Consider the following 19,006-nt stretch of genomic DNA (forward strand, 5'->3'; position numbering starts at 1 on the left):
TCATCCGGGCCACAGCGCGAGCAGGGCGGCACCGCCCGCCAGCGCGGCGGCGAAGCCGAGCAAGGTTGCCTTGATCATTGCCCGGGTTCCCAGCACGGCCACCATGCCGCCCTTGAACACGAGGTTCGCCATGCCGCCGACAAGGATCAGTCGCCAGCCGGTGGTGGTCTCGACATGGCCGCCGGAAACCAGCCGCGAGGTCGAGAGCGTGATCGCGTCCATGTCGGTGAGCCCCGAGACCGCCGCCACGGCGAAGAGCCCGGTATCGCCGAGTTCTTCCTTGGCGAAGGCGACGCCGTAGAGCACGGCGATGTAGAGCAGTGCGAACAGGACCGCGCCCTTCAGCTCGGACGGGGCCTCGTCTTCGGTGACGTCCTGCTGCCGCCGGAGGCTGACCCGGTAGGCCACCGCCGCGACCAGGGCGGTCCAGGCCATCATCACGGCCAGCGGCCGGATCATCGCGCGGCCTTCGCCCGGCGCCGCCACCCACACTTCCACCAGCACCCGGGCGAAAACCACGGCCGACGCGATCAACGCGATCACCGCGAACGAGGCAGCCCCCTGCGGGTTCGACTTGCTCCGGCGGGCCACGCTGGCGGTGGTCGCGGTGCTCGAAATCAGGCCGCCAAGGATCCCCGCCAGCAAGGTGCCCTTCTTGCCGCCCAGGATCTTGCCGGCGAGGTAGGCGGCCAGGCTGATGCCGACGATCAGCACCACCAGCAGCCAGACCTTGAAAGGATTGAAGACATCGAGGTAGCCCATGTCGCGGTTCGGCAGCAGGGGCAGGATGACCAGCCCGGCGAGGACCAGGCGGGCAATCTCCTTGAGGTCGTTCTCGCCGATCCTTCGCACCATCCCGTGCAGCGGCTTCTTGATTTGCAATAGCACCATCACCGTGCCGGAACAGACCACCGCTTCCAGGCGGTGACCGAGGATCACCATCACGCCGATCAGGAACATCACGACCGCCGCGATCTCGGTGGTCAGGCCGGTGTCCGGATCCGGTTTCCGCAGGGCGGCGAGGTTGCCGAGGATGACCAGGCTGGTGCAGGCGATCAGCGCCGCCGCGATGACCCAGGGCCCGAAGGTGGTCGACAGGAAACCGCTGAGGGCACCGAACAGGGTGATCAGCGGGAAGGTCCGGATGCCGGCGACCTTGTCGCGCCGCCACTCGCGCTGGAGCCCGACCAGCAGGCCGAGCCCGAGGGCCGTGCCGAACGACTTCAGCAGCTCGAGGGATTCCGGCAGGTTGACATCGGCGATCATGGCGGTTCGGTCATGTTAGACCGTGCTTGCCGATCCGGCAAGGAGGCCCTTGGAGTGCGGTGGCAGAGCGTACCGGCGACACCGCTTTCGGGGTATCGGAAGGGGAGTCTGGATGTTCCGGCAATGAATCGCCGGAGCGTCCCGCGGGATTGTCTATGGGACGGCTGGTCCGTGGGGAGCAGTCAGCCGCAACAAAGCGCCGTCGCCGGTCGCTGCGCTCCCTCTGCCGGCGCATTCCAAGGACTCAAGCGCCGGCATCCCCGATGATTTCGCGCAACTGCGCGACCTCCGGGGTTTCGTGGCGCGTCAGCGCCGGATCGCGGTCGAGGTCGACGAAGTAGAGGCCGAAGTCGGTGTTCGGGTCGAAGGGATGGCCCCACTCGCGGTTGGAAGTGATCGACCAGTAGTTGTAGGCTTTGACCGGCACACCCTTCGCCAGCGCCCGCCTGACCTGGGCGAGATGGGCGCGGATGTAGTCGCCGCGGGTCATGCCGTCCGCCGTGGGAACGCAGCCGTTTTCCACCACCAGCTGTTCCTGGTCCGGGAACCAGCGGTGGAAGCGCCGCAGCGCGTGGAACAATCCCTGCGGCCACACCGGGGCGCGCAGGAAGCGGCCGTGGGCGGCGTCCTCCAGCAGGCGGAACTTGTGCAGGCGCCAGGTCGGCAGGCCCCAGTAGTAGTCGAGGCCGACGAAGTCCTGGGCCCCGACGGCTTCTTCCGGACAGAGTTCCTCCGGGAGCCGGCCGGAAATGCCGAGATACCACCAGTTGGCGTTCGCGATCAGGCTGGTCGTGCCCCAGAAGCGCCAGGCCCAGTTCAACCAGCCCGTCCGGGATTGGAGCACCTTGAAGCGGTCGCAGGGATCGATCGGAACCAGGTCGAGCCTGGCCCCGTCGCCGAGCACCTCGATGGCGATCAGCCTTGCCAGGCGGGCTTCCAGCCCATCCGCGGGGGCATCGTGGCGGAGCCCCACGCGGATCCGCCCGCGGCGCCTGATCCGGCGGATCCCGCGGTGACCGGCGATGCTTTCGGGCAAGGTGTCGTCGCCCGTGAACAGCTCGTGGAGCGAGAGCGGCCGCGCGATTTCCTTGGCGACCCCGTCCCCTGGCCGGGCGTCCTCCGAGAGCTCGCGCCGGAAAGCGGCCACCGCGCGATCGACCCGGGCCATCAGGCGGGCGTGGCCGTGCGGGGCGACGACCACGTAGTGCTCGTCGCTCAGGCCGGTGACGAGGAACCGGTAGCGGTCGGCTTCCGGGGTTCCGTCCGGGAGCAGCAGGAAGGCGTCGCCGTAGACCGCATCGACCTTGCCGGCCGCCAGGGAGCTACGAGCGTCGTCGTAGTTGGAAAACACCACCTTGCGGCAATCGCCGGGGAGGTCGCGCTTCCAGCCGTCGGGCTGGTTGCCGACCGCGATCACCCCGACCGGGCGGCCCCCGAGGGAGGCGATGCCGTCCCCGGCGTGGTCGCGGTGCACCAGCACCGCCTTGCCGGTGCGCAGATACGGGTCGCTGAACTCGAAGCCGGTCTGGTCGGTCTCCGTCACCCCGCCGATGACCAGGTCGACCTCGCCGTGACCGCCGACCAGGGCGCCCTTGGTGGTGAACTTGAACACGGCTTCCGACAGGCCGCGGTGGCAGGCACCCCAGTCCATCAGCATCTGCAGCCAGGTCGGGAAACCGGTGACCAGCGGATTCACGCCGACCTTCGCCGACGGGTCGAGCCGCTTGATCCGCTGCCGGGCCCGGGCGTGGGCGCGGAACAGGTTCGGGATCAGCTTCCCCACCGCCTTGGCCTCCGCATCGACCTCGGTGCCGCGCGGCAGGCCGGGGGGCATGTAGTAGCGGTTCTGCCACCACGGTTTGATGTAGCCGAAGGTCAGCTGGCTCGGTTCGTTGAAGGTGATCCAGTAGTCGGTCAGGTCGCCGAGCGTCTCCGCGGCCTTGCCGGCGTAGCGGGCGAAAAGGTCGGGGAAGTCCGCGCCGATCATCCCGCCGTGGTCCCGCTCCAGCCACACCGGCCAGACGAAGTGATGGAGGGTCACCATCACTTTCATGCCGTGCGACCGGATGCACTCCGCCACCCGCCGGTAGTGGGCGAGCGCCCCGTCGTCGAAGTTTCCCGCGGCGGTCTCGACCCGTGCCCAGGCGATGGAGAACCGGAACAACTTGCAGCCCGTTGCGGCCGCGGCGGCGATGTCTTCCGGGTAGCGGTTCCAGAAGTCGGTGGCCCTGCCGCGCGGGGTCAGCCCCTGGCTGCGCTCCCAGAGGTCCCAGACATCCTCGCGTCCGGGATCGTGCGCCTCCACCTGGTGGTCGGCGTTGGCGGTCCCGAAAAGAAAGTCCGGCGGAAAGGGCACGCGCCGACGATGGGGCAGAGAGGGCCGCTGGCAAAGCGTGGGCTTCGCCGTGACGCGCTTGTCACCCGGCGCGGCAGGGACCCAGTGCCGCGGCGCGCTTCACCAGCTCCCCGACCACGGCCAGATCCAGGTGCTCCAGCCTGGTGAAGCGCACGCAGCTTTTGCCGACCGACACCTTGCCGAGCCGCTCTTTTGCGCCTTCGGCGAGATAGACTCCATCTTCGACCGCGCAGAAGTAGAGGCTCATGTTCCGCTTCTGGTTGGCCAGGCCAATGGTGAACCACTCGCCCTCGCCGCCGTTCTTCGTGCGGTCGCGGGCGGGCCCGTAGCCGATCATGCCGTGGACGATGGCCGGCGTCAGTGAGGGGGCGGCCTTGAGGATCAGTTCGTGGAGCGCCGTCAAGGCGGCGCGCCGTGGTTCCGGCACCCAGGCCAGGTATTCCTCCGCGGTGGTGATGTGACCGGGCGCTTTCATCGGGCGGTCAGGATGTCATGTCGCGGGGCGGTGCAACAGCCTTCCCGGTGCACGGGCACGCGACGACTTTGCGCCCGTCCGCCTGAAGGTGACGCTTTGATCAGGGCTCGCCGATGTCTTCGTTCCAGACGGTCGGGTTCTGGTCGATGAAGCGCTTCATCAGGTCGATGCAAGCCGCGCTCTGGACGACCTCGGTCTCGACCCCGCGACTGCGCAGCAGCTCCTCCTCCCCCATGAAGGTCTGGTTCTCGCCGATCACCACCTTCGGGATCCCGTAGAGCAGGATGGCACCGGTGCACATCGGGCACGGCGAGAGCGTGGTGTAGAGCGTGCACTCGCGATAAATGTGGGCGGGCAGGCGGCCGGCGTTCTGGAGGGCATCCATTTCGCCGTGGAGGATCGGGTTCCCCTGCTGCATGCGGCGGTTGTGCCCGCGGCCGAGGATGATGCCCTGGCGGACCAGCACGCTGCCGATCGGGATGCCGCCCTCGGAAAGGCCTGCGGATGCTTCGTTGATGGCGGCTTGAAGAAAGGGATCCATATGCGCTATCATGCGGTGTTCGTGCGCTGGATTTGACCCGGCACGGCGACTGCTAGTTCATTTCACCCTTAGCGAATCCCATGCCTAAAGTAAGACTTTCTGGAACCGTTCTCGGCACCGATGACCCGGGCCGCGCGGTGCGCGCCCGCCTGCTTTACCTGCTCTTCGGTGCCGGTTGGGACATCTACAATTCGAACGGTGACCAGCGCATCACCCTGTCCAACATCGAGCGCAAGATCATTGAGGCGGATGCCTTCGTGTTCACGCCCGGGGCGACGCTGGAAGACATGTTCAAGGCGATCTCGATCTTCGTCGGCTACCAGACCCTCGACAAGAACCTGGCCGGCAAGCCGACCGTCATCCTCAATGCCGACTTCTCCTGGGACCCGTTGTTCTCGGTGCTCGATCACCTGAACCGCATGGGCACCATCAAGCAGGACCACCGGGATTTCCTGCTCGGCTCGGAGAGTCCGGAAGCGGTGCTGGAAACCCTGGACGTGGTGGCTTCCCGCGGCCTGCCGGATGCCGGCCGCGAGAAGATGGGCGAGAGCAAGGCGACCTCGTTCGAGACCCCGGTGCCGGATGACTATCTCGGCAATGTCTGCGTGTTCTGCTCGGCGACCCTGGAGGAGCCATCCTATCTCCGCGACGGCGAGGAACTCGGCCGCCTGCTCGCGGTGAACCGCCTCGGCTGCGTGTCCGGGGCCGGCAAGTCGGGGATCATGGGGGCGGTGGTGAAGGGATCGGTCGGCGCCGGCGGCTGGACCGCGGGATCGAACGTGCCGCACATCATCGAGCTCGAGGGATTGCCCGACGGCCTGTCCAGCTTCTGGCTGCGCGGAGACATCTACACCCGGATGGAGGTGATGATCGAGAACTCCGACGCTTTCGTGATTTTCCCCGGCGGCGCGGGGACCGTCCAGGAGCTGCTCGCGCTGATGATCTTCAAGCACCAGAAGAACCCCTTGATGGCCGGCAAGCCGGTGATCGTGTTCAACCGCTCCAATGCCGCCGGTGTCCGCTTCTGGGATCCGCTGATCAATCTGCTCAGCGACCTCTGTGAGCCCGGCGACTTCGCCGTGGCCAACACCCTCGAGGACATCCTCCCGGCGATCCGCAGCGGGTTGGAGAAAACCCGGACGGCTGTGGTGGGATGACACCGGCCCGGAAAGCGGAGTTGCGGTGTGCAATGCCAGATGGCAGGCTTCCCGGGAATGAAGCGCATTTCATGGGCTCCAGGTGACACATCGACCCGCGCGGCCTTCCGGCTGGGCGGGGCCTTGCTGGCGGGCGTACTCCTCAGCCAGTGCGCCCCGAGCTACACCCTTGTCACCGATCGTCCGGAGGAAGCCGTCCGCCAGGAGACCTTCGGCTACCGCAAGTGGGTGCGCGAAGGCGCCCAGCCGAAGACCGTGGTGGTGGGCGTCCACGGCTTTTGCGGTGCTTCCATCGACTATGAGAATCTCGGCCTGCGGCTGCTGAAGGACCAACCGGACATCGGGCTCTACGCCTACGAGGTCAGGGGCCAGGGGAAGGATCCGCTGAAGGAGCGGCGCGGCGACATCGATGACCCGGAGTTGTGGTTCCGCGACCTCGACCGGTTTTCCGACATGGTCCGCGCCAAGCACCCCAAGGCCCGGATTGTCTGGTTCGGGGAGAGCATGGGCGCCCTGATCGTGTCGCACGCCTATCAGGAAGCCGTGGCCGGCGGCGGCAAGTCCCCTTGCGACGCGTTGGTCCTGTCATCGCCGGTGGTCAAGTTCCGCGACGATTTCCCCCAGTGGAAAAAGGACCTCGTCCACGGGGTGTCGAAGGTGGCACCCACGGCGCGCTTGTCGCTGGAAACGATCGCCGGCGGCCAACCGGTGCAGATGACCCACGATACCGTGCACTCGGAGCAGGCGGACACGAATGCCTGGCATATCGACAAGCACACCCTTCGGCTGCTGGTGACGCTGAGCGACCTGATCGACGGCATGCCCGACTGTGCCCGCTCCTTCGAGGTCCCGACCTTGGTGTTGCACGGCGGGAAGGACTTCTTCAGCAGCGAGACGGATGTGAAGGGGTTTTACGGCAATATCCCCAAGGAGGCCGGCCGCTCGCGCCGCTACTACCCCGACTCGTATCACCTGCTGATGTACGATGACCTCAAGGACAAGGTGATTGGCGACGTCGGGGAGTGGCTGGAAGACCTGCCGAAGCAGGCAAAGTGAGCCGATCTAACGGTCGGGGCTTCGCCATTGCATTGCCATGGCCCCTGCGCCAATGTCCGCTCCCAAGCCCATGATCCGCATCGTTCCCTGCCTCGCCCTGACCTGCCTGTTTGCCGCGTGCGCCCCGCCGAAGGCGCAAGTGGTCGAGGGCGATCCGGTGACACCCCCGAAGCAGACGACCGGCAAGCCTGCGCCACGCGTCGATGAGGAGCCGGAAGTCGCGCCGCCGATGGTGCGCCAGGAAAGCGGCATGCGCATTCCCGACGTCACCGGGAAGCTTCCCGACGAACGGGACATGAATCCCACGGTGCCGGTTGCCAACGCCGGCGGGCCGGTGATCGCCACGCCGCCCAAGGACGGCCGGCAGGTCAGCGAATGATCACCCCGATCCCGCCGAGCGGCCGGACGCAGGGAACCCGCTGGTAACGGAACGTGGCGGGCCAGCACCGCACCGGCCTGCGATATCCCGCGGCATAGCCGGTCGTCCAGAGGGTGTCGTCGTATCGCCGGTAGGCCCGGAATTCGGGACGCCGTCCCCGGTCGCGGCGCTGTTCCGCCCGCACCCAATGCGGGACGAATGGCTCGCGTGCTTGCTTCTCCGCCGCCGGACCCTCGACCCACGCGACCTCGCCCTTGGCGTCATACCAGATCGTGCCCTCGATCCCTCCGGCCTGGAGCACGCCCGTCATCAGCAAGCAGAGAAGCGCTTTCACCGGGACAAGCTGCCATCCTGACGCAGATCTTGCAAGATACGGCCGGATGCCCGGGCGTTGCGATTTGCCCGCGGCATTCCGCATCGCGCATTCTTCGGCGCTGGGACCGGACGTCGATGGCTCCCGCCTGGGTCGGTATGAGGTGCACGAAACCAATGGCTTGTGACGGGGTGTTGGCGCTTGGCGCGGAGCCTGCGGACAGGATTTCGACATGAACGCGAACGAAATTCCCACACCAGACCACTATGTGCCTTCCACCGCGCCGCGAACCAGCGATGAAGATCATCTGCCGGAAGAACAGGGCGTCTGCCACCTGATGAAGCGGGCCGGACGCCGGATCCGGGCGGCCTCCTTGCCGGAAATCGCCGGCGTCGCCGCGACAGGTTTCGCGCTCGGCTGGCTGCTTTTGTCGCAACGCCGCCACGGGCGTTCGAGCGACAACTTTTTCCAATCCCTGTCGCCGGAAGCATCCAAGCGGCTCCGCCAGGCATGGGAAGATGTCCGGCGCAGCGAGTTGGCCAAATCGGTCGGGCAGCAGGTGAGCAAACTCGCCACCCGCTCATGAACCCTTCAGCGGAACCTGGAGCCATGAACACGAATCCATCCACGGTAATCCGGCCCGACCAATGGGTTGAGCGGAAGATCAATGCCGGCAAGCAACAGCTGGAAATGGCCCGCACGAAACTCGAATCCGCCATCGCCGAACAACCGGCGGCCACGCTCGCCGCCGCGGCGGGCCTGGGCTTTGCCGTGCGGAGCCTGCCGGTGGGCCGGATTGCCGGTGCTGCCGTCCGTCTCGCCCTGCCCTTGCTGCCACCCGTGCTGCTGGGGCTCGGCGTGGCCAAGGCGTGGGGGCTTCTGAAGCAGGGTGGCTTGCCGGGCCGCCGCGTCGAGGCATGCCTGGCCGCGTGTGATCGGCTCCTGCGCAGCGAGCTCTCCGCGATCGCGACCTATCTGCAGGCGATCGATCATTTCCGCGACGATCCGTTGCGGAGCGATCTCGAAAGAATCCTCGCCGACCACGAGGACAGCGCCAGCCGCTTGCGCCAGCACATCGCCTCGATGGGAGGGCAGCCGGCGATGAGGGAGGGGATCTGGGGCGGCTTCGCCCGGTCGCTCGACGGCGACGCCATGTCCCTGGGCGATTCGCCGGCGCTCGAGATCCTTCTCGCCGGGGAGAAGCAGGTGACCCGCGAATATCAGGCCGCCCTTGAAGATCCAGGCGTGATGGCCGAGGTCAAAGAGTTGATCCGCCGGCATCTCTTGCCTCGGGTCGAAGGTCACCTCGAATTCCTCGACCGGATCGGCACGGCGAGGGCCTTCGTCGTCCCTGCGGCGATCTGACGATTCCAACCCTGCAACCGATGTCCCGATGAAAGCGTCACTCATCCTGTTCGCCACCCTCGCGGTCCTTTGCAGTGAACCCGCAATTGCGGATCCCGGCCGCCCGGTCAGCTTCACGGGCCGCCAACAGCTGGTCGCCCGGATTCTGCCCGCCGGGGGCAGCCATGTGGAGGGCAGCGTGTTGTTTCGCCGGACGAACCGCGGCATCGAGGTCATCGCGAAGATTGGCGGCCTGCGGCCGGACGCGGTCCACGCGATCCGGCTCCAAGCGGCGCCGTCGGGGGAAAAGGAAAGTCATTCCCACCATGACCGGAGGCGGCCCGACGACCTCGGCAACCTGATGTCGGATGCCAACGGGAATGCGACCCACATCCTGGAGCTCGAGGACGTGAAGTGGGACACCGGCCAACTCCAGGGACTGACCGTGGTCGTGCATCGCGACGCCGGCGGCGGGGACGCGTCGGCCGATGATGCCGGCGACGCGATCGGCACGGGAGTCCTCTCGGCCGGGAACCTCCGCTGAGCCCGGGCAAAGCGCGGGCTTGGCAATTCCCGCCCCGGGCCCTAACCCGGGGGCCCGTCATGCAGCGCCCGCCGAAGAAATTCCATCCGCACCCCTTCGAGTACCACCAGGAGATCGACCTGCGGATCGATGCCTTGAGCAATCTCGGCGAGGGCATCGGCCGGGTCGACGGCTGGGTGGTGTTCGTTCCGTTCTGCTTGCCGGGCGAGCTCGTCCGGGCACGGGTCTTCCGCAACGACAAGAACTGTTCCAAGGCCGACCTGGTCGAGGTCCTCGAGCCCTCGCCCGATCGGGCCGAGCCCGGCTGCAAGTTGTTCGGAACCTGCGGCGGCTGCCAGTACCAGCACCTCGGCTACGAAGCCCAGCTTGCTTGGAAAACCCGCCAGGTGGGAGAGCTGATGCAGCACATGGCCGGCGTCGATCATCCGGTGCTGCCCTGCATTCCCTCGCCAAAGCTGTGGAATTACCGGTCGAAGATCACCCCGCATTTCGATCGGCCCAAGGACGGTGAGATTGGTCCCATCGGATTCATGCCGAACGGCCGCCGCAGCGGGATCATCGATGTCCCGCAGTGCCCGATCGCGATGGAGGAGATCAACGCCGCCCTGCCGCGCGAGCGCGCGTCGATCCACCAGCGCGCGAAGATGTTCAAGCGGGGCGCGACCTTGTTGCTGCGGGCCACCGAGGGCCGTGTTGAGACGAACAACGCCGCGGTGGTCACCGAGCACGTCGGCGACATTTCCTTCGACTTCCTCGCCGGCGAGTTCTTCCAGAACAATCCCTTCATCCTGCCGGCCTTCACGGGGCATGTCGCCGCGGAGGCCTGTACCGGTGGTACGAGGTTTCTCGTCGATGCCTATTGCGGCTCCGGACTCTTTGCCCTGACCCTGGCGAAGAGCTTCGAGCAAGTCGCCGGCGTGGAAGTCAGCGAAGCCGCCACCGACTGGGCCCGCCGCAACGCGGAGTCGAACGGCATCACCAACGCGACCTTCCTCGCGGCCTCGGCCGAGGCGATCTTCGCGGACATCGAATTCCCGGCGTCCGAGACCGCCGTCGTGATCGATCCGCCGCGCAAGGGCTGCTCACCGGAGTTCCTTTCCCAGTTGATCGCCTTCGGTCCCGCCCGCGTCGTTTATGTCTCCTGCGATCCCGCCACCCAGGTCCGCGACCTGGCGATTCTCCAGGAAGGCGGCTTCAAGCTCGAGAAGGTCCAGCCCTTCGACCTGTTCCCGCACACCCGCCATCTCGAGTGCGTGATGACCTTGGTGCGCTAGTCCTTTGGAGTGCGGTGGCAGAGCCCTGAAAGGGCGGCGACACCGCTTTCGAAGCACCGGCCGGGACTTGCTCCACCCTGAACGCCGCCCGACCATCCCTACTCCAATTCTCCGACATCGGAAAAGTCGACCCTCACGCCAAGTTCCCGCTTCACCCCCCAAAGCGCCGTCGCCGGTCGCTGCGCTCCCTCTGCCGGCGCACTCCAAGGTTCGATCCCGCCGCAGCAACACTTTGGAGTGCGGTGGCAGAGTGCACCGGAGACACCGCTTTCGAAGCACCGGCCGGGACTTGCTCTACCCGGAACTCCGCCGGACCCTACCCACGCTGATTCTCCGACATCGGAAAGGTCGATCCTCACGCCAAGGTCCCACCTCACCGCCCAAAGCGCCGTCGCCGGTCGCAGGCTCCCTCTGCCGGCGCATTCCAAGGGTGCTACCGCTTTCCGCGCCAGACCTTGCGGACGAACTTCTCCATCGCCTCCTGCTGGCGCTCGATCTCCGCGACCATCTTGAACTGGCTGCGGCAGCGGTCGAGGTTGTGGCCCTCATGGTGGACCTTGAAATAGTTGTCGCCCTCGAGGAAGTCGGTCAGGAAGCGGATGCCGGTTTCCAGCGAGATCAACTTGCCGCTGAACGCGAGGTGCTCGATCTCCGACTCGTTCAGGAAATCGCCCGCGGCGTCGAGGTAGCCGTCGACCAGCGCCTCGAACATCGGCATCTGCATGATCACCTTGGAAAGGTCCTTCTCATCTTCCGCCGCCGGGCTGGTGGCGGTGCGCACCAGGTCGCCGAAATCGTAGAGCGAGGCTCCCGGCATCACCGTGTCGAGATCGATCACGCAGACCGCCTCGTCGGTCTCGGTGTCGATCATCACGTTGTTGATCTTGGTGTCGTTGTGGGTGATCCGCCACGGGATCAGCCCGCTGTCGAGCAGGCCGAGAATGACGCTCACGTCGTCTTCCCGCCTGCGGACGAACTCGAGCTCGGGGCCGACCGATCCGGCGCGGCCGTACGGGTCGGCATCGGCGACCTTCATCAGGCGCTCGTAGCGCCGGCGGGAATGGTGGAAATCCGGAATGGTCTCCTCGATCTCGCTCGGCGGGAGATCGCTGACCAGGTCCTGGAACGAGCCGAAGGCGCGCGCCGCCTGGTAGGCCTGGCGGGTGTTCTCGATGACGTCGTAGGTGGCGCAGCCCTCGATCGAGTTGTAGCAGCGCCAGATGCCTCCGCCGGGTCCGATGACCCACGACTTGCCGCCGCGGCCGGGGTAGAGGCTGAGGGTCTGGCCGCCGAGGTCGCGTTTCACCCGCAGGACCTTCCAGTTGATGTGGCGGGTCACGCACTCGACGTTCCGCATCACCGCCACCGGGTTCTTGAAAACCTTCTCGTTGATCCGTTGCAGGATGTAGCGCTGCTGCGACCCGGATCCCGTCTCGAAGGTCGCGCGGTAGGTGGAGTTGATGTGCCCGCTTTCAATTTCCTCCCCGGCGACGAAGTCCCCCTCGATGGCGAACTGATTGGCAATCTGCGCGATCGATGCCTGAATCTCGGCGTCAACGGGATGGACAGGGGACGTGGTGGGAACCATTGGACTCAACTATTCAGGCGGAAAGGGAGGGATTTGAAGCGATTCGCGAAAGGAAGACAAACTTGAATTCCACGCGAAGGGGCGACTGACTGGCCGCGCGATGACCCCGGCCCTTCCATTCAGCTATCCGGGAATCGACGGCGACGTGCGGCGGTTGGGGGCGCTGCTGGCCGTGGGCTTGAGTTCGGCCGGATGGCGGCCGCCCGCGGTGCCGGCGGTGTTGAACCTGGCCTGCGGGCGGGCCGATGAGACGGGAGTCTTGCTCGCGGCGGTGGCGCCGCTGGCGCGGGAGCTGTTTTACCTCGGGATCGACCTGCGGCCGCCGGAAATCGCCGAGGGCCGCGCCCGCTGGACGCCGTTGGCCCCGCCCGGCTGGCAGCTGGAATTCCGCGCCGGGGATGCCTCGCGGACCGACCGGATGAAGCAGCTGCCGGCGTTTGATTTCGTCTTCGTCCGCCACCAGAACTACTGGCACGACCCCGCGACCTGGCTGGTCATGTTCCGCAACGCGCTGGATGCCCTGAATCCCGGCGGGCTGCTGGCCATCACCTCGTACTTCGACCACGAGCACGAGCTGGCGATGGCCTGTCTCATCGAATGTGGTGCCCGCAAGCTGGCGGACATCCACCACCCTCACAGCCGCCCGTTGCCCGACGCGCCGAAGAAATCAGTCGACCGCCGGATGGCCTTGTTCGGGAAGTAGCACAACTTTTCAAGTTGTGAAGGGGAGCGGCATCGCCGGTTCCAACCGGCTCCGTGAACCTGGAGTTTTCCAACTCGGCGGGAGAGACTCTCATCGGTAGCCTTTTCCCTATGTCAGTCCACGCCCGCTGCTTCGCTTTCGGCCTGATGGTTTTCCTCTACTGGCTGGCGGCGTTCGGGGCGGCGCTTTTCAACTTGTACACTGGAGAGAGTAACCTAGCATTCCTGAGCGAGCCCGGGATTCTTGTCGGCTACCGCGTCTTCAACGTGTTGCAGAATCTTCCGGGGTTAAACTATGCTACCGTTCCCGGCTGGCTACTTTATTGCTGCTTGCTGGTCGTGGCAGCAGGATTCGGGAGCGGTGCGTGGTTCGTCGCAGTTCTTTATGTGGGTTGGTGCCACAAAAGGGGCGAGAGCCGCCGTCGGTAGCTTCCGGAACGCCAACGCCCGCAACTTGAAAAGTTGCGCTACTTCGCGAAGGCGCGGAGGCGGGCGACGCAGCGGTCCCGGCCGAGCAGGCCGAGGATGTCGCCGAGGTCGGGGCCGCCGGCCTTGCCGCTGAGGGCGACGCGGGTCGGGAACATCAGCTGGCCGGGCTTGGCGCCGGCACCCTTGGCGGTGTCGCCGATCTGGTGCTTGGCGGCGTCCGCCGACCAGTCGCCGAGCTTCTCGAAGTCATCCGCCAGCGCGGCGAGCAGGTCCTTGGCGGCGGGATTACCATGGACCTTCTCGACCGCGGCGGGGTCGAACTCGAAGTTGTCGCTGAGCAGGAAGCCGATCGCTTCCGGCACCTCGCCGAGCAGGCGGACCTTTTCCTGTACCTTGGCGGCGACTTCCGGATAGGCGCCGTCGACCGGCAGGCCGGCGGCCTCGACGTAGGGCCGGGCGGCCGCGGCAAAGGCCTCTGGAGAAAGCTTGAGCAGGTGCTGCTGGTTGAGCCAGGCGCACTTTTCGGGATCGAAGCGGCCCGGCGCGCGGTTCACCGCCTCGAGCGAGAAGCGCTCGATCAGCTCGTCCATGGTGAAGATCTCGTCGTCGGACTTCGGCGACCAGCCGAGCAGGGCGATGAAATTCACCACCGCCGGGGCGATGAAGCCCTGGCGCGGGTAATCGCCGACCGCCGCGCCCTCGTCGCGCTTCGACATTTTCGAACCGTTGGGATTGAGGATCAGCGGGATGTGCGCGTACTGCGGGGCCGGGGCACCGAGCGCTTCGAAGAGCTGCAGGTGCTTCGGCGTGTTCATCAGGTGGTCCTCGCCGCGGATCACGTGGCTGATCTTCATGTCGAGGTCGTCGACGACGTTGACGAAGTGGAACACGTAGGAGCCGTCCGAGCGGCGGATCACCATGTCGGGCGTGTTCGACTCGTCGCGGTAGTCGATGGTCACCTCGCCGCAGACCAGGTCGTTCATGGTCACCGGCTTGCGCTCGAAGCGGAAGCGCCAGGCGCCGTCGTCCTCATAGACGCGGTCCTTTTCGCGCAGCACCTCGAACCAGCGGTCGTAGTTGGCCTTGCGCTCGCTCTGGTTGTAGGGGCCGAAATCGCCGCCCATGCCTTCGCCTTCGTCCCAATCGAGGCCGAGCCAGTTCATGCCGGAGAAGATCGCCTCGCGGGCCTCCTCGGTGTTGCGGGCCTGGTCGGTGTCCTCGACGCGCAGCACGAAGCTACCGCCGTGCTTGCGGGCGAAGAGGTAGTTGAACAAGGCGGTGCGGGCGCCGCCGACGTGGAGGTAGCCGGTGGGCGAAGGTGCGAAGCGCGTGCGGACGGACATGGGAGGCGGACTCTAGGGCGACATTCGCCGGAGTCCAGACGGGTTTGCGGGGGAAGGCGGGCAGCTCCGTTTTGGTTTTTGAACAACGAAAGCGCACGAAAGGCCGCGAAATTTGAAGCACGCAGGGCGGTTCTTTCATCCCACGCCATTCAGATTTCGTTCACTTCGAGTGAAGTCGTTGTTTCTACCCAGGACTCATTTTTCTTGCGGCAACCGATCTCCCAAAAGGAAGTGCCCCAGAGGGGAGAAGTCATTCCATGGTTCGAGAATGCGGTCTTTGGTGGCAGTTTTTCGCTCAATTCGTGACAAAATGTCCGTATGGGTCTGCCCCGCCGCTGTGATGAAGTACTTCGCCCTGATTCTCCTTTCCCTCTACCTGCCGGTCCAGGCCAGGCCTGCCCTGGAAAAACCGAACGTCGTCGTGATCTTCCTCGACGACTGTGGTTACGGCGATTTTTCCCACACCGGCAACCCCACGATTCACACTCCGCACGTCTCGCGGATGGTTCATGAGGGCGCGAATTTCCCGCAGTTCTACGCCGCCTCGCCGGCCTGTTCGGCATCGCGCTACGCGCTGCTCACCGGCCGCAATCCCCGCCGCTCGGGGCTCGGATCCTGGGTCCTGGGGCCGGGGTCAAAGCGCCACATCCACCCGCAGGAGGTCACCTTGGCGGAGGGCTTGAAGCACCAGGGCTATGCCACCGGCTTCTTCGGCAAGTGGCACCTCGGCACGCCCAACAAGGCCAACCAACTGAGCCCGGATGCCTTCCCGCTGGCCCACGGCTTCGACGTCTGGGAAGGCACCAACGTCTCCAACGACTACGATCCCGGGGTCGACCTGATCCGCTCGAATCCACAGGGCAAGACCCCGATCGCCGGCTACGAGGTGATCGCGAAGAACATCACCATGAAGATGGAACTCCACGACGACCTGACCCGCCGCTACCGCGATCTCGGTGTCCAGTTCATCAAGGATCACAAGGAAGAGCCGTTCCTCCTCTACCTCGCGCCGAACATGCCGCACCTGCCGGTCCATGCCGGCGACGAATTCAAGGGCAAGTCACTGCGCGGGCTCTATGGCGACTGCATCGAGGAGATCGACGCGATGATTGGCAGCCTCCTCAAAACCCTCGAGGACCAGGGAATCGCGGGGAACACGCTGGTGATCCTGTCGTCCGACAACGGCCCGTGGATCCGCTTCCAGGACACCGCCAGCCATCCGAAGTACGGCGAGGCTCGCCTCTTGATCGGCTCGGCCTTGCCTTTCCGTGACGGCAAGGGCTCGACTTGGGAAGGCGGGGTGCGCGAGGTGGGCGTGTGGTATTGGCCTGGCACCATCCCGCCGGCCACCGTGGTGCGCACGCCGGCCTCGACCATGGACATCCTGCCCACTGCCTTCGCGCTTGCCGGCGAGCCGCTGCCGTCGGGCCGCACGCTCGATGGCCGCGACATCCGGCCCTTCCTCAACGGATCGAAGTTCCCCGGCAGCGTGCCTGAATTCGAGTTCGTCTACACCGGCAACGGCAACAACGTGGTTCACGCTGCCCGCAAGGGACCGTGGAAGCTTCACACCAAGCTCTATTCCCAGACCGGCAACAATTACGGCTTCAAGGCATCGCCGGAAAAGCCGCTGCTCTTCAACGTCGAGGAGGACCCCTCGGAGCGCATCGACCGCAGCAGCGAGCAAGCGGCGGTGGTCGGCGAGTTGCAGGGGGTGCTCGATGCCTTCAAGGCCTCGCTGGATTCCGAGCAGACCTTCTGGGGCGCGCCTTGATCCGCCGGCGCCGTTCAGAAGGACTTGCCGACCCGCGGGGCGGCGTCTAAGGGTCCCGCCGCCATGGCCACGATCAATTCGAACTTCCTCAAGCTCAAAGCCGGTTACCTCTTTCCCGAAATCGGCCGCCGGGTGAAAGCCTTCACCGACGCCAATCCCGACAAGGCCGCCAAGATCATCCGCTGCGGCATCGGCGACGTGACCGAGCCGCTGCCTGCTTCGGTGCGGGCCGCGATGCACGAGGCGATCGACGAGATGGGCGTGCGCGAGACCTTCAAGGGCTACGGCCCGGAACAGGGTTACGAGTTCCTGCGCCAGGCGATCGTCGACAACCAGTTCTCCGATCTCGGGATTTCCGCCGACGAGGTCTTCATTTCCGACGGCTCGAAGTGCGACACCGGCAACATCCTCGACATCTTCGGCGAGGGCAACGTGATCGCCATCACCGACCCGGTCTACCCGGTCTACGTCGATACCAACGTGATGGCCGGCAACACCGGCGAGGCGGATGACAAGGGCGCCTACGCCGGCCTCGTCTACCTGCCCTGCACCGCGGAGAACGGCTTCGTCGCCGAGCTGCCGAAGGAAAAGGTCGACCTGGTCTACCTGTGCTTCCCGAACAACCCGACCGGCTCGGTGGCGACCCGCGAGCAGCTCGAGGCCTGGGTCAAGTACGCCAAGGAAAACGACACCGTCATCTTCTACGACGCCGCCTACGAGGCCTTCATCCAGGACCCCTCGGTGCCGCGCTCGATCTTCGAGATCGAGGGTGCCAAGGACGTTGCCATCGAGTTCCGCTCCTTCTCGAAGAACGGCGGTTTCACCGGCGTGCGCTGCGCTTATGTGGTCATCCCCAAGACCGTCACCGGCAAGGCCGCGGACGGCAGCCGGGTGCCGCTGCACCAGCTCTGGAGCCGCCGCCACAGCACCAAGTTCAACGGCGCCAGCTACCCGGTGCAGAAGGGTGCCGCCGCGGTCTTCTCGGAGCAGGGCGAGGCCGAGGTGAAGGCACTCATCGAGCACTACATGGGCAACGCCAAGCTGCTGGTCGAGGCCTGCAAGTCGGCCGGCCTGCCGGTCTTCGGCGGCGAGAACGCACCTTACGTCTGGGTCGGCTGCCCGGCAGGATCGACGTCCTGGGACATGTTCGACAAGATGCTGAATGAAGCCCAGGTGGTGATCACCCCGGGTTCCGGTTTCGGTTCCGCCGGCGAGGGATGGTTCCGGATTTCCGCCTTCAATTCGCGCGCCAACGTCGAGGAGGTCTGCAAGCGGTTGAAGGCGGTGTTGGCTTGAGGCTTTGGAGTGCGGTGGCAGAGCGCAGCGTCGACACCGCTTTCGAGGCACCGGAGGGGGAGTTTGGACCTTCCGGCAATGAATCGCCGGGGTATGCCTTGGGGCCGCTCCGGGGATGGCCGGCCTGTGGGGTGAAGTCAGCTGCAACAAAGCGCCGTCGCCGGTCGCTGCGCTCCCTCTGCCGGCGCACTCCAAGGTACTTTGGAGTGCGGTGGCAGAGCCCTGCAGGGGCGTCGACACCGCTTTCGAGGCACTGGAGGGGGAGTCTGGACGTTCCGGCAATGAATCTCCGGGGCGTGCCTCGGGCCGTCTTGGGGATGGCGGGCCTGTGGGGTGAAGTCAGCCGCAACAAAGCGCCGTCGCCGGTCGCTGCGCTCTGCCGGCGCACTCCAAAGTACTTTGGAGTGCGGTGGCAGAGCGCAGCGTCGACACCGCTTTCGAGGCACCGGAGGGGGAGTCTGGACATTCCGGCAATGAATCTCCGGGGCGTGCCTCGGGCCGTCTTGGGGATGGCCGGCCTGTGGGGTGAGGTCAGCCACAACAAAGCGCCGTCGCCGGTCGCTGCGCTCCCTCTGCCGGCGCACTCCAAGGTACTTTGGAGTGCGGTGGCAGAGCGCAGCGTCGACACCGCTTTCGGAGCAAGCGGGGCGCGACGCCTGGTTCTCCGGTGCCGCCCCGCCGGGTTGTCACGGGGTTCACGACCACACGGTCGCCGACGAGCCTCCACCCTGATAAGTGCCGTCCCCGGACATGGGGGCAGCGCCTCGGAAGAGGCCGGGGATCGTCGCTCGCCCCCGGCCTTTTCCTTGACAATCAAGCACTGTCGGGAAGACTCCGCCGTAACTTCAACAAAGGGGGTAATGGTGGAAAGCGACCTTTTGCACACGGAAAAGATCCTGGCGGACCGGAAGACGTTCTTTCTCGATTTGAAAGAGAACTCCCGGGGCAAGGTGGTGAAGATCACGGAAGATGTCGGTGGCAACCGCGACACGATCATGGTGCCGGCCGAGATTCTCGGCGACTTCATCGCCGCGTTGACGGACATCAAGGACACGGCGGACAGCCGTTGATTTCCGTTCCTTTGCCCGGCGCGGAGGCGGGCAATAGCCGTGTTTCCGCGATATTTTCGCGATTCCGTGAGATGGTTGGATTTCAGGCTCGTTATAGGG

19 protein-coding genes are annotated in these 19,006 nt (G+C 65.8%); 12 read left to right on the forward strand and 7 right to left on the reverse strand.

The window, feature by feature from the left end:
• From IG178_RS09015 to IG178_RS09030, 4 genes are all read right to left on the reverse strand, one after another.
• On the reverse strand, window positions 1–1,266 hold the full coding sequence (locus IG178_RS09015) for an MgtC/SapB family protein (RefSeq protein ID WP_193212213.1): 1,266 nt from the start codon (window positions 1,264–1,266) through the stop codon (window positions 1–3).
• 244 nt (window positions 1,267–1,510) lie between these two features.
• Window positions 1,511–3,622 carry a family 1 glycosylhydrolase gene (locus IG178_RS09020; protein ID WP_193212214.1) on the reverse strand — a complete coding sequence of 704 codons (2,112 nt, stop codon included), beginning with the start codon at window positions 3,620–3,622 and terminating at the stop codon, window positions 1,511–1,513.
• Window positions 3,623–3,683: 61 nt separating this feature from the next.
• Window positions 3,684–4,097 (reverse strand): iron chaperone, encoded by a 414-nt coding sequence (locus tag IG178_RS09025; RefSeq protein WP_193212215.1) that lies wholly within the window; start codon window positions 4,095–4,097, stop codon window positions 3,684–3,686.
• A 100-nt stretch (window positions 4,098–4,197) separates the two neighbouring features.
• Window positions 4,198–4,638: a nucleoside deaminase gene (locus IG178_RS09030; RefSeq protein WP_193212216.1), complete on the reverse strand. Its 441-nt coding sequence runs from the start codon at window positions 4,636–4,638 to the stop codon at window positions 4,198–4,200.
• A gap of 80 nt (window positions 4,639–4,718) precedes the next feature.
• Here IG178_RS09030 and IG178_RS09035 point away from each other — a divergent pair, with 80 nt between their 5' ends.
• The 3 genes from IG178_RS09035 to IG178_RS09045 all read left to right on the forward strand — a co-directional run bounded on the left by IG178_RS09035 (window position 4,719) and on the right by IG178_RS09045 (window position 7,230).
• The gene (locus IG178_RS09035) at window positions 4,719–5,795 is read left to right on the forward strand and encodes an LOG family protein (RefSeq protein ID WP_193212217.1); all 1,077 of its coding nucleotides are present in this window, start codon (window positions 4,719–4,721) and stop codon (window positions 5,793–5,795) included.
• Between the two features lie 57 nt (window positions 5,796–5,852).
• The gene (locus IG178_RS09040) at window positions 5,853–6,851 is read left to right on the forward strand and encodes an alpha/beta fold hydrolase (protein WP_193212218.1); all 999 of its coding nucleotides are present in this window, start codon (window positions 5,853–5,855) and stop codon (window positions 6,849–6,851) included.
• Between the two features lie 70 nt (window positions 6,852–6,921).
• Window positions 6,922–7,230, forward strand: coding sequence for a hypothetical protein (locus tag IG178_RS09045; RefSeq protein WP_193212219.1), 309 nt, complete (start codon window positions 6,922–6,924; stop codon window positions 7,228–7,230).
• Here IG178_RS09045 and IG178_RS09050 read toward each other — a convergent pair.
• A complete protein-coding gene (locus IG178_RS09050; RefSeq protein ID WP_193212220.1) occupies window positions 7,220–7,564 on the reverse strand; it encodes a hypothetical protein in 345 nt (114 codons plus the stop codon). The genes IG178_RS09045 and IG178_RS09050 overlap by 11 nt on opposite strands.
• Before the next feature lie 211 nt (window positions 7,565–7,775).
• Between IG178_RS09050 and IG178_RS09055 the strand changes: the two genes are divergently transcribed.
• From IG178_RS09055 to IG178_RS09070, 4 genes are read left to right on the forward strand one after another with little or no spacing between them, the layout of a single operon-like run.
• Window positions 7,776–8,129: a hypothetical protein gene (locus IG178_RS09055; RefSeq protein ID WP_193212221.1), complete on the forward strand. Its 354-nt coding sequence runs from the start codon at window positions 7,776–7,778 to the stop codon at window positions 8,127–8,129.
• Window positions 8,130–8,152: 23 nt separating this feature from the next.
• Window positions 8,153–8,908, forward strand: a complete 756-nt coding sequence (locus IG178_RS09060) for a DUF2383 domain-containing protein (RefSeq protein WP_193212222.1) — start codon at window positions 8,153–8,155, stop codon at window positions 8,906–8,908.
• A 28-nt stretch (window positions 8,909–8,936) separates the two neighbouring features.
• Window positions 8,937–9,431 carry a superoxide dismutase family protein gene (locus tag IG178_RS09065; RefSeq protein WP_193212223.1) on the forward strand — a complete coding sequence of 165 codons (495 nt, stop codon included), beginning with the start codon at window positions 8,937–8,939 and terminating at the stop codon, window positions 9,429–9,431.
• 59 nt (window positions 9,432–9,490) lie between these two features.
• Window positions 9,491–10,705 carry a class I SAM-dependent RNA methyltransferase gene (locus tag IG178_RS09070; protein ID WP_193212224.1) on the forward strand — a complete coding sequence of 405 codons (1,215 nt, stop codon included), beginning with the start codon at window positions 9,491–9,493 and terminating at the stop codon, window positions 10,703–10,705.
• Window positions 10,706–11,138: 433 nt separating this feature from the next.
• Here IG178_RS09070 and IG178_RS09075 read toward each other — a convergent pair whose 3' ends face one another.
• The gene (locus tag IG178_RS09075) at window positions 11,139–12,293 is read right to left on the reverse strand and encodes a phosphotransferase enzyme family protein (RefSeq protein ID WP_193212225.1); all 1,155 of its coding nucleotides are present in this window, start codon (window positions 12,291–12,293) and stop codon (window positions 11,139–11,141) included.
• Between the two features lie 100 nt (window positions 12,294–12,393).
• On the opposite strand from IG178_RS09075, the gene IG178_RS09080 reads away from it, so the two are divergent.
• The gene (locus IG178_RS09080) at window positions 12,394–12,996 is read left to right on the forward strand and encodes a methyltransferase domain-containing protein (protein ID WP_193212226.1); all 603 of its coding nucleotides are present in this window, start codon (window positions 12,394–12,396) and stop codon (window positions 12,994–12,996) included.
• A 110-nt stretch (window positions 12,997–13,106) separates the two neighbouring features.
• Window positions 13,107–13,424: a hypothetical protein gene (locus IG178_RS09085; protein WP_193212227.1), complete on the forward strand. Its 318-nt coding sequence runs from the start codon at window positions 13,107–13,109 to the stop codon at window positions 13,422–13,424.
• Between the two features lie 38 nt (window positions 13,425–13,462).
• Here the strand turns inward: IG178_RS09085 and IG178_RS09090 are convergent, their stop codons facing one another.
• Entirely contained in the window at window positions 13,463–14,767 is a 1,305-nt protein-coding gene (locus IG178_RS09090) for a glutamate--tRNA ligase (protein ID WP_193212228.1), read from the reverse strand.
• Window positions 14,768–15,077: 310 nt separating this feature from the next.
• Here IG178_RS09090 and IG178_RS09095 point away from each other — a divergent pair, with 310 nt between their 5' ends.
• From IG178_RS09095 to IG178_RS09105, 3 genes are all read left to right on the forward strand, one after another.
• Window positions 15,078–16,541, forward strand: coding sequence for a sulfatase family protein (locus tag IG178_RS09095; RefSeq protein WP_193212229.1), 1,464 nt, complete (start codon window positions 15,078–15,080; stop codon window positions 16,539–16,541).
• A 63-nt stretch (window positions 16,542–16,604) separates the two neighbouring features.
• The gene (locus IG178_RS09100; protein ID WP_193212230.1) at window positions 16,605–17,837 is read left to right on the forward strand and encodes an LL-diaminopimelate aminotransferase; all 1,233 of its coding nucleotides are present in this window, start codon (window positions 16,605–16,607) and stop codon (window positions 17,835–17,837) included.
• 860 nt (window positions 17,838–18,697) lie between these two features.
• The gene (locus IG178_RS09105) at window positions 18,698–18,907 is read left to right on the forward strand and encodes an RNA-binding protein (protein ID WP_193212231.1); all 210 of its coding nucleotides are present in this window, start codon (window positions 18,698–18,700) and stop codon (window positions 18,905–18,907) included.
• The last annotated feature ends 99 nt before the right edge of the window (window positions 18,908–19,006 follow it).

Origin of the sequence: Neoluteolibacter marinus, assembly GCF_014904755.1 — a bacterium.
In the GTDB taxonomy this organism is placed as follows: domain Bacteria; phylum Verrucomicrobiota; class Verrucomicrobiia; order Verrucomicrobiales; family Akkermansiaceae; genus Haloferula; species Haloferula marina.

Bases quoted from the DNA above. Each gene is read 5' to 3' on its own strand.
- IG178_RS09015 (WP_193212213.1), bottom strand. From the start codon at position 1,266: ATGATCGCCGATGTCAACCTGCCGGAATCCCTCGAGCTGCTGAAGTCG.
- IG178_RS09095 (WP_193212229.1), top strand. From the start codon at position 15,078: ATGTCCGTATGGGTCTGCCCCGCCGCTGTGATGAAGTACTTCGCCCTG.
- IG178_RS09060 (WP_193212222.1), top strand. From the start codon at position 8,153: ATGAACACGAATCCATCCACGGTAATCCGGCCCGACCAATGGGTTGAG.
- IG178_RS09070 (WP_193212224.1), top strand. From the start codon at position 9,491: ATGCAGCGCCCGCCGAAGAAATTCCATCCGCACCCCTTCGAGTACCAC.
- IG178_RS09080 (WP_193212226.1), top strand. From the start codon at position 12,394: ATGACCCCGGCCCTTCCATTCAGCTATCCGGGAATCGACGGCGACGTG.
- IG178_RS09075 (WP_193212225.1), bottom strand. From the start codon at position 12,293: ATGGTTCCCACCACGTCCCCTGTCCATCCCGTTGACGCCGAGATTCAG.
- IG178_RS09040 (WP_193212218.1), top strand. From the start codon at position 5,853: ATGAAGCGCATTTCATGGGCTCCAGGTGACACATCGACCCGCGCGGCC.
- IG178_RS09030 (WP_193212216.1), bottom strand. From the start codon at position 4,638: ATGGATCCCTTTCTTCAAGCCGCCATCAACGAAGCATCCGCAGGCCTT.
- IG178_RS09035 (WP_193212217.1), top strand. From the start codon at position 4,719: ATGCCTAAAGTAAGACTTTCTGGAACCGTTCTCGGCACCGATGACCCG.
- IG178_RS09105 (WP_193212231.1), top strand. From the start codon at position 18,698: ATGGTGGAAAGCGACCTTTTGCACACGGAAAAGATCCTGGCGGACCGG.
- IG178_RS09025 (WP_193212215.1), bottom strand. From the start codon at position 4,097: ATGAAAGCGCCCGGTCACATCACCACCGCGGAGGAATACCTGGCCTGG.
- IG178_RS09065 (WP_193212223.1), top strand. From the start codon at position 8,937: ATGAAAGCGTCACTCATCCTGTTCGCCACCCTCGCGGTCCTTTGCAGT.
- IG178_RS09045 (WP_193212219.1), top strand. From the start codon at position 6,922: ATGATCCGCATCGTTCCCTGCCTCGCCCTGACCTGCCTGTTTGCCGCG.
- IG178_RS09100 (WP_193212230.1), top strand. From the start codon at position 16,605: ATGGCCACGATCAATTCGAACTTCCTCAAGCTCAAAGCCGGTTACCTC.
- IG178_RS09090 (WP_193212228.1), bottom strand. From the start codon at position 14,767: ATGTCCGTCCGCACGCGCTTCGCACCTTCGCCCACCGGCTACCTCCAC.
- IG178_RS09055 (WP_193212221.1), top strand. From the start codon at position 7,776: ATGAACGCGAACGAAATTCCCACACCAGACCACTATGTGCCTTCCACC.
- IG178_RS09085 (WP_193212227.1), top strand. From the start codon at position 13,107: ATGTCAGTCCACGCCCGCTGCTTCGCTTTCGGCCTGATGGTTTTCCTC.